This window comes from Wolbachia endosymbiont (group B) of Longitarsus flavicornis, assembly GCF_964028135.1.
In the GTDB taxonomy this organism is placed as follows: Bacteria; Pseudomonadota; Alphaproteobacteria; order Rickettsiales; family Anaplasmataceae; genus Wolbachia.
Genome location: NZ_OZ034758.1, coordinates 423,153 through 437,345, shown reverse-complemented (window position 1 = coordinate 437,345; position 14,193 = coordinate 423,153). Strand labels below are relative to the sequence as shown.

Here is a 14,193-nt window from a genome sequence, read left to right as displayed (position 1 = left end):
AATTATTATATACTTAAGTAATAAAGTCAAGAATTTAATTAACTATCATAAACACTCAAGCAAGAAAAAGGGGCTTTTGTGCGAGCGTTATTAATCTTCAGTTTAATAGGATAAGATTCGTCAACGTTTCTGTAAGTATCTTCTATATAGAAGAGTTGCTACCAATAAAGCCTAAGCTGACCAAATACATTTCTGTAGATTCAGATCTACTTGACTTTGGTTTGAAGTATCTTACTGTTTTAAACATTTTTTTTAGCTCATTGCAGAAATCTTTATCAGACTCTCCTTGAAAAATTTTTACTACGAACTTGCCATCATGATTCAAAAAATGCTTTGCAAAATTGAGCGCTGCTTCGCATAAAAGCATAATTCTGATATGATCTAACGATTTTAAACCGCAAGATTCTGGTGCCATATCAGATAAAATTACATCAAATTTGTGATCCTTGAATTTTTCTCTTAAAATTTCAAGTTCGCTGATAATATCACACTGTATACACTCTACTCCACTAATTGCGTTTATTGGTTTTATGTCAACAGCAATCACACTCGCTCCTTTCTTAGATGCAACTTGTGACCATCCACCAGGAAAAGCGCCAAGATCAATAATTTTTTGCCCTTGTTGGAGTAGTTTAAATTTATCGTCTATTTCTATTAACTTATATGCCGAGCGCGATCTATAACCGTCCTTATTGGTTTTTTGCACATACTGATCATTCAAATGGCGATGTAGCCATCTTGTTGAAGATAACTTTCTACCTCTAGCTGTTTTTACTCTGGTCTTTATACTAATAACCTACTTATTATTGATTATATCTTTGAGCTCTTTTTCAACTACTTCTTTTACCAATGCATGTAGATACTTATTCAGCCACTCTGAAAGCTGAGGTTTTAAAAGAGATACAACTAATTCTTCAACAGTAAGATCCGCTCTTTTTTGTTGTTTATGCCGTAGTTCGCTTTGCATCTTTTCAAGCAATGTTTTAATTTCCTCCATATTTTCTTTTAAAACTAAATGCTCGTTACTTTGTTCTTGATAGCTCACTTTGTTATTACTCATTTGGATATTATCATACAAATTTTTCTCTTCTGAGTTGTAACTATGGCTGTTAGATTGATTATTGTTAAAAGCTATTTTCTCACTTTGGCAATCGTTCTCTTCTTCACTATTTTCCTTTTTATCATCAACATCTTTTTCAATTTCTTCTAGGTATTCCTCTTCAAGGCATAATACGTCATCATCTTCATCTATTATTTCTGCTCTATCGCCACTTGGATTTTTACCCGATATAGCTTTTTTTATATCTTCTAGGATATCTTTTACAGATTGATTATCGCTCATACCATTAAATTTAAAGGTTTATACTATTTATCATAAAAAGCAAGTTGTAAACACTAATTACATAATTGCTTTTTGCTCCAACCAGATCGGAGCGTGCTTTAAATAATGCATCTTCAGTGTCCAAAAGGTCAGATGTACTCTTTAAACTTAAGTTTACCTCTTGCTTAACTCCTTCCAATGCTAAAGCTGCTGCTTTTTCCGCTTCTTGACTTGCTTTAATAATAGCTTTTGCTGTCAGCACGTTATTCCAAGCATTTACAACTGCTTCTTCTATATTTTTTACCGTTTCATAATAATCGTAGGTAGATTTTTTTGCATCCATTTTAGCTCTACTAACACCAAAAACATTAACTCCTCTTTTAAAGATCGGAATATCAAGAGTAAAGACAACATTCACATTTTCTAGTAACGTGTCCAATTTTATATTGTCCTCTCCAAAATTTTTACTTGCGCTTAGATTCAAAGAAGGAAGCCACTTGGAAGTTTCAGCGATCACTTCCATTCCGGCTGCTCTTTTTTGATAAACTGCTGCTTTTAGGGACAAGTTATTAGTTTTTGCTAATTGTAAACATTCATTTAGCTCTGGAACAGAAGGTAATTTATCATTAGCTTCAGAAAGTTCATCAGCATCTTCGCCAATCAAATGATAATAAGCAATATTTGCCAATTTTAATTTACCTTCAGCATCAACTCTTTCGGATATAGAAGACGAAAATTTTGCTTTTGCTAGCAAAACTTCAGCATTAGTAACTTCTCCAAGGGAAAAGCGTTTTTTCATAGCTGACAAATGCTCTAAAGAAACACGCTCTTTATGTTCTCTCAGTTTTAATATTTCTGCCTTTTGTAAAACATTAACATATGCTTTCACAGCGCTGAGTGCAACTTCTTGCTTTGACTGCTGAAATCTAATTTTTGCTGCTTTAAGAAGATGACTTGATCGGCTAAATGTAGCAAAAGTGCCCCCACCGTCTATTATTCTTTGGCTTAATGTTAGACGCTTTCCAGAGTTTTGTCGATCCTTAATAATATTAAAATTACTATCGAAATTATATTGTAAATTAATGTCAGGTAAAAATCCAGCCAATCCAGAAGATTTCAGCTGTTTTTCAGCACTCTTATATTGGTAAAACTGAGACTTTATTTTTGAGCTGTTTTTGATAGCTTTGCTTATGGCTTCTTCCAAATCGATTGCATAGCAACCTATAGTACCAAAAGCAATTATAAGTATAATAATCAATCGAAACATTTTGCTTTCTAGCATGTTGTTTAAGTTATTAGCATAAATTACTTTAATAATCAATAACTAATGTTGTTGACACTATCAAGCAACTCAGTGTATCATAATCTACTGTTATGTATTGATATATGAAAACTTTTTTCTTAAAAGAGAAACAAGTCGATAAAAAATGGCTTGTTATAGATGCAGAAGGATTAGTAGTAGGAAGGCTTGCAGCGTTTGTAGCAGCGCTATTGCGTGGAAAGCATAAGCCTGAATACACACCTCATATGGATTGTGGAGATAATGTAATTATTGTTAATGCAGAAAAGGTACATTTTACCGGAAAGAAACTTAAAGATAAAATCTACTATAGGCATACAGGTTATTCTGGTGGTTTAAAGAAAACTACTCCAGATAATATTTTAAATGGCAAATTCCCTGAGCGTGTGATAAAAATGGCAGTAAAAAGAATGCTTGATGATGGTCCTATGGCACGTAGACGGTTTGAAAATTTGTATGTTTATTCTGGTTCAGAACATAAGCATCAAGGACAGCAACCTGAAAAAATAGATTTTGCCTCTTTAAATCGTAAAAATAAGAAATAATGGAGTAAAAAGTGAAAATAAATAATAATGATCAGCCAAAAAAGGCAATGATTGACTCACTTGGTCGTTCATATGCTACAGGTCGAAGGAAAGAATCTGTAGCAAGAGTATGGATAAAGCTAGGAAGTGGAAAATTTAGTGTTAATAAAAAAGATGATTTAATTTCTTATTTTAAAAGAGAATCAGTGTGTCAAATGATTAAAGCGCCATTCATAGTAACTTCTATGTTAGATAGGTATGATGTGTTTGCAACTGTAAAAGGTGGAGGACTATCTGGCCAAGCAGGTGCCTTAGCTCATGGAATAAGCAGAGCTTTAAGTAGTATAAGTCAAGATCTACACTCTATATTACGTAAGGGTGGATTCCTAACTAGAGATTCACGTGTTGTTGAGCGTAAGAAATATGGTCAACATAAAGCTCGGAAAAAATGTCAGTTTTCTAAGAGATAATTGTTTCATAATGGTATTTTTTTGTAAATATTATACAAGTTCTTACAAGGGTTTATGACATTTTCTCTTTTTATGACGAATTTAGTTGACTATTGGCATTAGCATAATATGCTGTTTATGTAATTTTTCAATATTAAGGTAATTTATGAGTAAAGAAGATATAGTAAACCAACTGAGTCAAGAGTGCTCTAGTCAAGGTATAGATATAACAAAAGCTAGTTTGGGTAAGTTTTATGATATTTTTATGGAAATAATCAAGAACGATCTAAATCTTAAAGGTGAAATACGTTTACATGGAATAGGGACATTCTCTACTGCTATAAGTAAGGAAAGACAATGCCGTAATCCTCAAAATGGTGAGATTATGACCGTTCCTGAAAAGAAAAGAGTAAGGTTTAAAGCAAGTCAAGCTCTTTCAAGTACTTTAAATACCAAAGAGAAAGTATAAGCTACTTAGATATTGTCATTTTCATCTTTTTAGTTACACTATGTAAGCCATGAAATATAGCCTCGCTGATTAAAGAATGGCCTATATTAAGAGCTGAGATGTGAGGTATCTCTTTTATTCTTTTAGCATGTTTATAATTTATGCCATGCCCTGCGTGGCATTCTATTCCTAGCTTATTAATGTATTCTGCAGAGTTAGTAATAAGTTTTAATTTTTCTTCTGATGGATTATCACAGTAATCCCCTGTGTGAATTTCTATTATGTCAGGCTTTCTTTCTAGCTTCTCAAGATATTTTAGTTGATTAATATTTGGATCGATAAACAGTGAGACTTTTATGTCAAAGCTATGCATTTCCTCTATTATACCAGAAAGTTTACTGTGCATATTCACGATATTCAGGCCACCTTCGGTTGTTAATTCTTCTCTTTTTTCTGGTACTATACAAATCGAATAGGGTTTTACTTCTTTTGCTATTTTGAGCATTTCTTCCGTAGCTGCGATTTCAAGATTTAACTCAGTGCTAATGTTTTGTTTTAGATTGAATACATCCTCATCTCTGATATGCCTTCTGTCTTCTCGTAAGTGTACGGTGATAAAATCTGCTCCAGCATCAATAGCTATTTTTGCTGCTTTTAATGGATCTGGATAAGAAGCTCCACGTGCGTTGCGAAGGGTTGCAACGTGATCAATATTAACTCCCAATTTCACAATTTACCTCAAGAATTATTTATAAATTATACATATTATTAGATCTTATGCATGTCATTGTTTAATGCCATAGCTGAAAGACGGAGCTAGCAGTTATACCAATTCTCATTGTTGACAAGTCAAATAAGAAACATTCAAAATTGTTTGATTGTGGAAGTGGAAAGAGAAGTAATAAATTTGCATACACTTGCCCTTTTTTACAGTTAATCTAGTTTATAGAACTACTCGTGGTAATCCAAATAAGATTTTTTCTCATAATCAAGTTATAGTAAACGGGGAAAATTTTTCGCATCTAAAAAATTTTAGATTTAGGATTGAAATTAATAAGTGGAGTGATTATGTAGTTCATGTATTAGTAAAAGGAGGTACAACATGAGTAATATAGTTCATTTAAATAAAAACAATAATCGTGATAATTTTAGTGTAAGAGGGTTACAAAGAGCCGTTGATGACATATTTGATAGCTTTTTTACAGGATGGAACCCAGAGCTTTCCAAAAGAGGCAGTAGTCTACTACCAGTTTGTGATTTTTATGAAACAAAGGAAAGCTATTGCCTATCATTAGAGTTACCAGGTATTCCTAAAGAAAGCATAGACATTAGTATATCTGGCGATAACTTAATAGTGAAGGGTGAAAAAACATGTAATAATGAATCAAAAGATAAGCAGTTTTACCATAAAGAAAGGTACTATGGTTCTTTCTATAGATCTATTCAACTTCCAACAAATGTAGAGCAAGATAAGGTATCTGCCAACTTTTTAGATGGGGTATTGCATGTAACCATACCTAAGTCAGAGAAATACACCAAGAAAATTGATGTAAAGTAACCAGTAAGTAATAGCAGGCTTCTGACCTTGAGGCTTGCTATTTTAATATCTGTTCAGCAGAGTGGCAAAATAAGGTAAACGAGAAAAGACAACTAAATGAATGTCATGAAAGTAGCTGATGCTGGCTCCCTTATGAAGGTGTCATCTTAGCACCCAGACACTGATTTTTTAATTGAAAATGTTGTCTTGTTTGTGATAAATTTTGCTCGATGCCAGTGTCGAGCACTGGCATGACATTATAGAAGCTGGAATTACAGTGTCAGCTACTTGAATGACAATATTTGCTGTGTAATTTACCTTAAAAAATGAATATTCCTACAGCTACGTGTAAGCTACTTTCATGATACTCATTTACTTGTCTTTTTTGCCACTTTGCTGAACAGATATGCAAAATATTAACTTAGCAATACAAAAAATTATCTATAGATTAGACACACCATTAGATCTTATGCATAGTCATTTTTTAATTCCATAGCTGAGACGGAGCCTGCTCCCCTTATCATGAAACTGAAGTCTATATGGTACCACAGTATAATGATATAATAAAATATGAAAAAAATACCAATAAAAAAAGGCAAAAAAAGCCCGTATTAACTTTAACAATTTAAAATGATTTAATGTGAAAACCATAGGCGCCAATTGTTTTTTTAACTTAAAAATAAAAGTCAAGTATCAGGAATTCTAGACATAAACCCTCCTATATGAATAAAGAGCTAGCAAAAATAAACTTATATATTTTTTGCTGAAATTTGATTATTTGGTGAAAAAACCTGCAGGTGAAGATAGATTTTGGATCCTAAAAAATCTTCATTCTCCACTATAATGAAGCCACCAGAGTCTGTCAAGTAATTTTTTATTTAAACTGCTCGCAATCTTTTTATACACTCATCTTTACCAAGAATTACCATGATATCGATGATTCCAGGCGCATCCATTATTCCAGTTATTGGGGCGCGTAATGAGTGGTATATATCGCTCATTTTTATATTATGTAATTTTGAAAATTCCTTAATCTGAGAAGATAAAAAATTCTTATTCCAATCTTCACTACCTACACTCGAAAGAAATGATGCAAGTAACTTAATTACATCGAGGTTAGATTTGACAATTTGCTGAGCTTCTTCACTAAAATCAACTTGAATATAAAATTTTGCTAAATCCAATAATTCGGTCAGATAGTTTGCTCTTTTTTTCAGCTCTGTCAGTCCCTGCAGTAAATAGCCCTTTTTTTTGTCAGTTAGAGTATTTTCTCTAAGCATTAGAGTCAGAATATCTTCATTGCTCATATTACTAATATAGTGGTTATTCAAATGCTCCAGTTTTTTGAAATCGAGCCGTGCAGGTGAGCGACCGATGCTTTCTAAATTAAACCACTCTATTGCTTGCTCATCGCTAATAATCTCATCGTTGCCATGACTCCAGCCAAGTCTTAGCAAGTAATTACGCATTGCCTGTGGCAATATTCCCATCTTTTCATAATCGCAAACACTTGTAGCCCCATGCCTTTTAGATAGCTTATTCCCGTCTTCTCCATGAATTAGCGGTACATGTGCAAAGCGTGGAACATCAAAATCAAGAGCCTGATATATCAGTAATTGTTTGAAGGTATTAGTGAGATGATCAGAGCCACGTATAATATCGGTTATTCCAGCATCATGGTCATCAACCACTACAGCAAAAATATATGTTGGAGTATTGTCAGAGCGCAAGATTACTATGTCATCAAGCTGATCGCTACTTATTGTAACTTGGCCGTATATTTTATCGTCAACAACAATATCTTCTGAGTCTGGCACTTTGAAACGGACAACAGGGTTTGCGCTTGATGTCGAATGAGTACACTTATGCTTATATATTTTTCCTTCTTCCCTTGCTCTTATTTTCTTCTCCGCAACTTCATTCTCGGGGCAGTAACAATGATACGCCCTACCCTTTTCAACTAAAAGATTTGCAACTTCAATATGTCTAGCTATTCTTCTCGATTGGTATATTATTTCTCCATCATAGTTTATTCCAAGCCATTTTAGCCCATCTATTATTGCATCAATTGCTTCCTGTGTTGAACGTTTTCTGTCAGTATCTTCAATCCTTAGCAAAAACTCCCCACCATGACGCTGCGCATAGAGCCAATTAAATAACGCAGTACGAGCTCCTCCAATATGTAAAAATCCTGTTGGTGATGGAGCGAATCTAGTGACTATACCTGGCATATTTGTCTATTGTGATAACGTAACCGATGATAACTAAAATTTGTACTTGCAACAACGTGGAACTATAGTAAATTTGAAAGATCAATTTACATTTATTTTTAACAAACTGCATTGTATAATTTAATATTAGTGAATGCAGTGAGGTGTATATATGGATAATTTATTTGAAATTGCAAGAGGAGTTGTAACAAAAGAGGATGAAAATAAATTTATTGAAGCTTGCAAGAAAAGAGTTGCTTGTGTAGCTAAGAATAGAATTGATGAAAATGGAAACCCATTTCATATAGCAGCAAGTAAAGGGTTTCTATTATCTGCGTTACAGGGGATCATAAAGTATTTAGAAAAAGATACTGAGAGCAAAGTCAAGAAAGCAAAAGAAGCTAAAGATTGGGAAAAAGTAAAAAGATTAGAAAAGGAATTTAAGAATAACAAGAAATATATTAAGGAAGCACTCCTCGATAAAAGCTATATTAAGGATGAAGGGAAGAAGGCAGTATCACCCCTTTATTTCTTGGACCCTGCAGAGCGGAAAGAAGTTAAGCAAATTGCAGATATAAAATGTGGCTTTATATGTAATAAGAAGTTTCATCTATGCTTATATATAGCAGGGGCTATAGTGTGTGCTATCGCTATGTGTGTATCTTTGTATCTTCTATTTTCGGTTTCTCAGTCTCTTGCGTTGGCTTCAATAGCGACAATAGCTTCTGGAGGGTCTTCATATCTGTTATTTAAGGCATGTAACGAGGTATATGGCCTCTATAACGAAAGTACTATAGTGACAGATCCTAATGTTATGCAACTTTTAGAGGGTGGTTTAGCCCCAACATGAAGTACTTGCAAGGAATAATATAGAAATTTACTTTCTTAACTTAAGAAAGTATACTGATAAGATGATAAGAAAGAAGTATAGTAAAATTTTAATAGCAAATAGAGGAGAGATTGCTTGCAGGATAATCAAAACTGCGCGCAAGATGGGTATATCTTGTGTATGCGTATATTCAGATGCAGATGTAAATTCTGTGCATGTAAGGCAAGCAGATGAGTCGAAGTACATTGGTCCTTCACCTTCTTGCCTGAGTTATTTAAATATTGAAAAAATATGCGAGGTGGCAGTTGAAACAGGTGCTGAAGCGGTTCATCCTGGCTATGGGTTTTTAGCAGAAAATCCAGATTTTCCCCGTGCTCTGGAAAAACATAACATAGATTTCATTGGTCCAAGTGCAGAAACAATAGAAGTTACAGCCAATAAAATAACAGCAAAAGAAGAGGCAAGAAAAGCTGGAGTAAATGTAGTGCCAGGATATATGGGTAAGATCGAAGATGCTGCCCACGCAGCCATCGTTGCTGAAGAGATTGGTTTTCCCGTTATGCTCAAAGCTGCATCAGGTGGTGGTGGCAAAGGAATGCGAATTGTATATTCCAAAAAAGAAATTGAACTAGCATTTACATCAGCAACAAATGAAGCAGAGAAAAGTTTTAAAGATGGCAGTATTTTTATAGAGAAATATATAGAGCTGCCAAGACACATTGAAATACAAATCATAGCAGATAAATATGGCAATATAGTGTGTCTTGGAGAGAGGGAATGCTCGATACAAAGGAATAACCAGAAAATAATGGAAGAAACTCCAAGTCCATTTATTAGTGAAGAAGTAAGACAAAAAATGTATGCCCAATGTGTTTCTTTGGCAAAGCAAGTTGGTTATTTTTCAGCAGGTACTGTCGAGTTTGTTGTAGATAAAGACCAAAACTTCTATTTTCTTGAGGTAAATACGAGATTACAAGTTGAGCATCCAGTAACAGAATTTATAACTGGAATAGACATAGTAAAAGAAATGATTAGAACTTCCTGTGGAGAAAAATTGAGATTCAATCAGGATGATATTAAACTTACTGGTTCTGCAATAGAAAGTAGAATTTGTGCTGAAGACCCATCAAAGAAATTTTTTCCTTCCAGCGGAAGAATCAAATATTACGACAAACCAGATGAAAATGGTCATGTAAGAATAGATGATGGAGTAGCTAGCGGTTCAGAAATCAGCATGTTCTACGACTCAATGATTGCAAAAATTATAACCTATGGAAAAGATAGAATAGAAGCAATCAGCAGAATGCAAAAAGCATTGTCTGAATGTTATATAGAAGGAGTAACAAATAATATAGAATTTCTAGAATCCATCTTCCATAATCCAAATTTTATTGCAGCAAAGCTCCACACAAGATTCATTCCAAATCATTATCCTGGTGGGTTTCAAGGCGATCTTATTACAGAAGAATATATTAAAATATTTATCTTTACTGCACTGTATGTTCACTTAGAAAATGAGGGAAAGTATTACAGTAAGTCAACAGACGAAGCATTCATAGTGAAAATAGATGACAATGAGTACTCCGTAAATGCAAAGTATCAAGATAACACATTAACAACAGTATATAACCACAATAAATACTCCGTGGTGGGTAAGTGGAAATCAAGTTACAGATTACTATATATCACAATTAATGATGATACCAATATAGCACTTAAAATAGAAAGGCAAGGCAGCAAATACTTTATAAGACACGCAGGTATGAAAGCTAAATGTTGTGTATTGAAACCTCATGTAGCTGAACTAAGCAAATTAATGCTAAACAACAAAACAGAAGGGATTTCAGTAGACGCTGTAAAATCTCCAATATCCGGTTTATTGGTTAAATTACACGTCAATGCTGGAGATCAGGTAGAGGTAGGACAACCTCTATTTGTTGTAGAGGCAATGAAAATGGAAAATATCATATGTGCTGAATCAGAAATGGTGATAAAAAATATCCCTGTTACAGAGGGAAAAAATGTACATGCTGGTGATTTGGTATTAGATCTGATTTCTTAAATAACGCAAGCAGTATAAACCTGACCCAAATAAGATAAATGAAAACATTTGATGGGCTATGGCAATGGCCATTGGTATATGCAGCAACAAAGTGACTACTCCTAAAATTACCTGAATAATGACGGAGAGTAGCATAATATATACTGGTTTTACACTGGCATTTTTTATTGTGAGTATTGCTGTCAGAACTAATATCAGCAATGCCAATGCCCGGTGTATGAATTGCACTGTTACTCTATTTTCAAAGATATTTAGCCAAGCAGGCTGTAAGTAAAATAAATCTTCTGGAACAATTTGTCCATCCATCAGTGGAAAGGTATTATAAATTAAACCAGCATTTAGCCCTGCAACAAATGCACCGAAGATTATTTGTACTGTCACTAGGATTAAAATTATCCATATGTAACATGTACTAACCTTAAGTTTAGTTTGCCTTGGTTTGATTTGGTAATCAAAAAATTGATACGACAATAATGCAAAGATAACCAACGCAAGCAGTAAGTGAAGTGCAAGCTTATAGTGACTAACATGAGGATTGACTACCAAACCGCTTTTTACCATATACCAACCAGCAAAAGCTTGTAAAATTCCAAATAATAGTGCTGTAGATAACCTTATTACTGCATTTTTAGGTATTCTTTTTTTTAGTGTAAAGTATATAAATGGTAAGATAAAAACTAAACCTGTCAGCCTTGCAATTAACCTGTGCACATATTCTATTAAGTATATGGTGCGAAACTCTTCCATACTCATACCATAATTAAATGCTTTATATTCAGGTGTAGCTTCATATTTTGATTTTTCTTTTAGCCAGTCTTGTTCACTCAGCGGTGGCAATGTTCCGGTAATTGGTTTCCATTCCGTGATTGACAATCCTGCTTTTGAAAGTCTGGTAAATCCACCAATTCCCACCATGCAAATCACCATGAGAGAGCAGAGAAAAAGCCAAATAGCTACAGGTTTTGCTTCCATAATCCATGCTGAGTTTTATTCCATTGCTGAGGGTGAATAACAAATTCCCACAAAGCGAGAAAAGCTGCAACGCTATGTAGTAGACTATAGACGGGAAAAAATATTGATACTATATAAAAATAAAAAGGCATTTTTTGTTGTCTGATAGCTATTATCAAAAAAATCAAGTTAATACCGTATACTATTATAAAATAATATAAGAATAATTCATTCAAAATTTGAGTCAGCACCAATGAAAGTAACAAAAAAGGAGTCATGAAAAATATAAAAGCTGAGAAACCAACAAAAAGGTTTAATAGCAAAACTCCCTTAAGCCCAGTGTGCTTAAAAAGTAATTTTATATTTTTTAAATGAACGATATAAGTTTGCATATAACCTTTAATCCAGCGTGCTCTTTGTTTGATCCAAGCAAACACAGTAGTTGGTGATTCTTCCAATGTTTCTGAATCAATAATCCTGGTTTTATATCCCATTTGCGCAAGTCTCAAACCAAGGTCAGCGTCTTCAGTGACATTGTAAGCATCCCAAAAAAGCACTTTCTTTAAAATTTCCACTGAAAAATGGTTACTGCTACCACCCAAAGGTATTGGCATGTTCATTTTTTGAAATCCAGGCAAAAAATATTGAAACCAGTTCATATACTCGAGAGAAAAGAATTTTGTAAGAAAATTGCAACCAAAGTTATAGTAATTTAATTTCGCCTGTACACAAGCCAACTTTTCGTCGCCTTTATTAAATTCAATTAGTGCTTTTTTTAACTGCAACGGATCTGGCTTGTCATCTGCATCATATATTACCACATACTTTCCTCTAGCAAAGCTCATAGCATAATTGCATGACTTAGCTTTTGTTCTAGGCAGAGAATGAGGCACTTTTATTACTTCAAAATACTGTGGTAAAGTGCATTTTTCTATAGCTGCCAACATTTCTTGATCATCGCTCTCTATCACAAGCTTTACATCTAATTTTGATTTTGGATAATCCAAACTTTCAATGCTCTTAATCAATTGCTTTATAACCGCATTCTCTTTAAAAGCAGGCAATAAAATAGTATATATAGGTTCATTCATCTTATCATAATCTGCTTTTTGGTTAGAAATTTTACGCAAGCCAAAAATTTTAGTTACAAATTTGAATAAAGAACTAGAACATCCGATTATAAATATCAACACCAAAGCAAAATATGCATATTTTTTTGTCAGTGTTAAAGTCGAAATCATAACAAAGAAAGAGGAAAAAAAGATTGAACTGAGCCTAATGCTTTTAGCTGAAAAATTAGGATTCTTATAATATAAGTAGTTACTTGCGAATTCTGAAATACCAAAGTGTGAGTTAAGAAGATTTAAAATCTGTTTGCTATCTACTTTTATCAATACATATTCAATACCGTAATGAGATTCGACCCAAAGATTGATATCTTGGCTTATGTCTTCAACCATAAAAAAAGTAGTATCATTTAATTTTTGCCAAGGAATTATATTAAACCTATAGTAGAAAAGTTTCTCTTGTTCTTTGCATAAACTAGAATCAAATTTAATTTTTTCTACATTATCAGTTTGAAGTACAGGCATTAAACTTAATGCAACTTTTTGCTCAAGTCACGTGAAAACGAAGATATAACCTCACTACTACGCTTATCATCTTTACGTTCATGCATTATTTTTTTTACAGCATCAGCAGCTATACTCGCTGTGTTAGCTTGTAAATCCCCAAGAGCTTTTTCAACTTGGTCAGTAACTTTCTTCAAATTAGAATGGGCATTTTCATCTAACGTTTGATCGAGTTGCTGTCTATTATGCTTAATAATACTATTAGCCTTATCAAGTGCTTCATTCATCATTTTGTTAACTTCTGCATCTAATCTTTTGTATTTTTCAGAAGATTTTTTGTAATACTCCAACATATCTTTTCTGAATTTTTCAGTTTCTTCACTTGAAAACTTGCTTTTGTTACGTTTATTGTTAAGCGCGTTTTTTATTACCTTCCTTAGCAATTTATATGAGAGGATAAAACCTACTAAAAAAGCAAGGCTTATAACTAGTAATGTAGACATAAAAACCCTAAAATTCTTTGGATACCAAATCAGCAACAAATTCCTCTTCAATCTCAGAATTAGTTAACTTAGTATAGTAAATTAAAGCAATACTAGTAGCCATTTGTTTTAATTCACTAATATACTTAGATTTAAATTGTACTACCTTTTCTTCAACAAGTTTAATCATCTTCTTGTCTTCCTCTTCCAATATATCCTTAACATTCGCTCTCATTTCTTCTACTTGAGCAAATGCATCATCTATGATTTTTTTTGCCCGTACTCTAGCTTGATTTAAAGCTGCATTATACTTGGCAATTTGCTCTTCTGTAAGTCTTAAAAGGTGAATAGAACTATTAAATGAATCTAACACTTCTTTACTTCTAGTGCTTATTATTTCATCTAACTTCGGTAAAAACAAACAACTCACTACAAAAAAAAGTGAAGAGAAAAAAATTAAAAACCAAAAAATTTGAGAAGAGAAAGTTGAAACATCAAGCTGTGGCATC

General features: G+C 33.3%; 15 protein-coding genes. 6 read left to right on the top strand and 9 right to left on the bottom strand.

The annotated features are described in order from the left end of the window. Positions 1–142: 142 nt before the first annotated feature. The 3 genes from ABWU45_RS02100 to ABWU45_RS02090 all read right to left on the bottom strand — a co-directional run bounded on the left by ABWU45_RS02100 (position 143) and on the right by ABWU45_RS02090 (position 2,588). Positions 143–721: an RlmE family RNA methyltransferase gene (locus ABWU45_RS02100; RefSeq protein WP_064085440.1), complete on the bottom strand. Its 579-nt coding sequence runs from the start codon at positions 719–721 to the stop codon at positions 143–145. A 75-nt stretch (positions 722–796) separates the two neighbouring features. Beyond that, the gene (locus ABWU45_RS02095) at positions 797–1,342 is read right to left on the bottom strand and encodes a PopZ family protein (protein WP_264682966.1); all 546 of its coding nucleotides are present in this window, start codon (positions 1,340–1,342) and stop codon (positions 797–799) included. A gap of 10 nt (positions 1,343–1,352) precedes the next feature. Next, entirely contained in the window at positions 1,353–2,588 is a 1,236-nt protein-coding gene (locus tag ABWU45_RS02090; RefSeq protein WP_353278808.1) for a TolC family protein, read from the bottom strand. A gap of 119 nt (positions 2,589–2,707) precedes the next feature. Here ABWU45_RS02090 and rplM point away from each other — a divergent pair, with 119 nt between their 5' ends. The 3 genes from rplM to ABWU45_RS02075 all read left to right on the top strand — a co-directional run bounded on the left by rplM (position 2,708) and on the right by ABWU45_RS02075 (position 4,063). Further along, a complete protein-coding gene (rplM, locus tag ABWU45_RS02085; protein WP_006014941.1) occupies positions 2,708–3,166 on the top strand; it encodes a 50S ribosomal protein L13 in 459 nt (152 codons plus the stop codon). Positions 3,167–3,213: 47 nt separating this feature from the next. Beyond that, entirely contained in the window at positions 3,214–3,615 is a 402-nt protein-coding gene (rpsI, locus tag ABWU45_RS02080) for a 30S ribosomal protein S9 (protein ID WP_410541955.1), read from the top strand. Positions 3,616–3,760: 145 nt separating this feature from the next. Then, the gene (locus ABWU45_RS02075; RefSeq protein WP_353278804.1) at positions 3,761–4,063 is read left to right on the top strand and encodes an HU family DNA-binding protein; all 303 of its coding nucleotides are present in this window, start codon (positions 3,761–3,763) and stop codon (positions 4,061–4,063) included. Between the two features lies 1 nt (position 4,064). Here ABWU45_RS02075 and ABWU45_RS02070 read toward each other — a convergent pair whose 3' ends face one another. Beyond that, entirely contained in the window at positions 4,065–4,772 is a 708-nt protein-coding gene (locus ABWU45_RS02070) for a pyridoxine 5'-phosphate synthase (protein WP_010402508.1), read from the bottom strand. Between the two features lie 372 nt (positions 4,773–5,144). Here ABWU45_RS02070 and ABWU45_RS02065 point away from each other — a divergent pair, with 372 nt between their 5' ends. After that, positions 5,145–5,600, top strand: a complete 456-nt coding sequence (locus tag ABWU45_RS02065; RefSeq protein WP_353278802.1) for an Hsp20/alpha crystallin family protein — start codon at positions 5,145–5,147, stop codon at positions 5,598–5,600. Between the two features lie 857 nt (positions 5,601–6,457). On the opposite strand, the gene gltX is transcribed toward ABWU45_RS02065, so the two are convergent. Beyond that, positions 6,458–7,810 carry a glutamate--tRNA ligase gene (gene gltX, locus ABWU45_RS02060; protein ID WP_353278800.1) on the bottom strand — a complete coding sequence of 451 codons (1,353 nt, stop codon included), beginning with the start codon at positions 7,808–7,810 and terminating at the stop codon, positions 6,458–6,460. A 151-nt stretch (positions 7,811–7,961) separates the two neighbouring features. Here gltX and ABWU45_RS02055 point away from each other — a divergent pair, with 151 nt between their 5' ends. Continuing rightward, positions 7,962–8,639: an ankyrin repeat domain-containing protein gene (locus tag ABWU45_RS02055; RefSeq protein WP_353278798.1), complete on the top strand. Its 678-nt coding sequence runs from the start codon at positions 7,962–7,964 to the stop codon at positions 8,637–8,639. Between the two features lie 61 nt (positions 8,640–8,700). After that, positions 8,701–10,680, top strand: coding sequence for an acetyl-CoA carboxylase biotin carboxylase subunit (locus ABWU45_RS02050; RefSeq protein ID WP_353278796.1), 1,980 nt, complete (start codon positions 8,701–8,703; stop codon positions 10,678–10,680). Here ABWU45_RS02050 and ABWU45_RS02045 read toward each other — a convergent pair. Genes ABWU45_RS02045 through ABWU45_RS02030 form a run of 4 tightly spaced genes read right to left on the bottom strand, consistent with a single transcriptional unit; the run spans position 10,663 to position 14,192 of the window. Continuing rightward, positions 10,663–11,652, bottom strand: coding sequence for a COX15/CtaA family protein (locus tag ABWU45_RS02045; protein WP_265042051.1), 990 nt, complete (start codon positions 11,650–11,652; stop codon positions 10,663–10,665). The genes ABWU45_RS02050 and ABWU45_RS02045 overlap by 18 nt on opposite strands. Beyond that, the gene (locus ABWU45_RS02040) at positions 11,634–13,223 is read right to left on the bottom strand and encodes a glycosyltransferase family 2 protein (protein ID WP_353278794.1); all 1,590 of its coding nucleotides are present in this window, start codon (positions 13,221–13,223) and stop codon (positions 11,634–11,636) included. Before ABWU45_RS02040 ends, ABWU45_RS02045 begins: the two co-directional genes overlap by 19 nt. Positions 13,224–13,228: 5 nt before the next feature. Beyond that, positions 13,229–13,705: a hypothetical protein gene (locus ABWU45_RS02035; RefSeq protein ID WP_353278793.1), complete on the bottom strand. Its 477-nt coding sequence runs from the start codon at positions 13,703–13,705 to the stop codon at positions 13,229–13,231. Between the two features lie 7 nt (positions 13,706–13,712). Beyond that, a complete protein-coding gene (locus tag ABWU45_RS02030; RefSeq protein WP_007302046.1) occupies positions 13,713–14,192 on the bottom strand; it encodes an ATP synthase F0 subunit B in 480 nt (159 codons plus the stop codon). Position 14,193 lies beyond the last annotated feature (1 nt).

Excerpts from the sequence above, each read along its gene's own strand:
- ABWU45_RS02075 (WP_353278804.1), top strand. The coding sequence starts at position 3,761 with ATGAGTAAAGAAGATATAGTAAACCAACTGAGTCAAGAGTGCTCTAGT.
- ABWU45_RS02065 (WP_353278802.1), top strand. The coding sequence starts at position 5,145 with ATGAGTAATATAGTTCATTTAAATAAAAACAATAATCGTGATAATTTT.
- ABWU45_RS02045 (WP_265042051.1), bottom strand. The coding sequence starts at position 11,652 with ATGGAAGCAAAACCTGTAGCTATTTGGCTTTTTCTCTGCTCTCTCATG.
- ABWU45_RS02055 (WP_353278798.1), top strand. The coding sequence starts at position 7,962 with ATGGATAATTTATTTGAAATTGCAAGAGGAGTTGTAACAAAAGAGGAT.
- ABWU45_RS02050 (WP_353278796.1), top strand. The coding sequence starts at position 8,701 with ATGATAAGAAAGAAGTATAGTAAAATTTTAATAGCAAATAGAGGAGAG.
- rpsI (WP_410541955.1), top strand. The coding sequence starts at position 3,214 with ATGATTGACTCACTTGGTCGTTCATATGCTACAGGTCGAAGGAAAGAA.
- ABWU45_RS02040 (WP_353278794.1), bottom strand. The coding sequence starts at position 13,223 with ATGCCTGTACTTCAAACTGATAATGTAGAAAAAATTAAATTTGATTCT.
- ABWU45_RS02035 (WP_353278793.1), bottom strand. The coding sequence starts at position 13,705 with ATGTCTACATTACTAGTTATAAGCCTTGCTTTTTTAGTAGGTTTTATC.
- ABWU45_RS02090 (WP_353278808.1), bottom strand. The coding sequence starts at position 2,588 with ATGTTTCGATTGATTATTATACTTATAATTGCTTTTGGTACTATAGGT.
- gltX (WP_353278800.1), bottom strand. The coding sequence starts at position 7,810 with ATGCCAGGTATAGTCACTAGATTCGCTCCATCACCAACAGGATTTTTA.
- ABWU45_RS02030 (WP_007302046.1), bottom strand. The coding sequence starts at position 14,192 with ATGCCACAGCTTGATGTTTCAACTTTCTCTTCTCAAATTTTTTGGTTT.
- rplM (WP_006014941.1), top strand. The coding sequence starts at position 2,708 with ATGAAAACTTTTTTCTTAAAAGAGAAACAAGTCGATAAAAAATGGCTT.
- ABWU45_RS02095 (WP_264682966.1), bottom strand. The coding sequence starts at position 1,342 with ATGAGCGATAATCAATCTGTAAAAGATATCCTAGAAGATATAAAAAAA.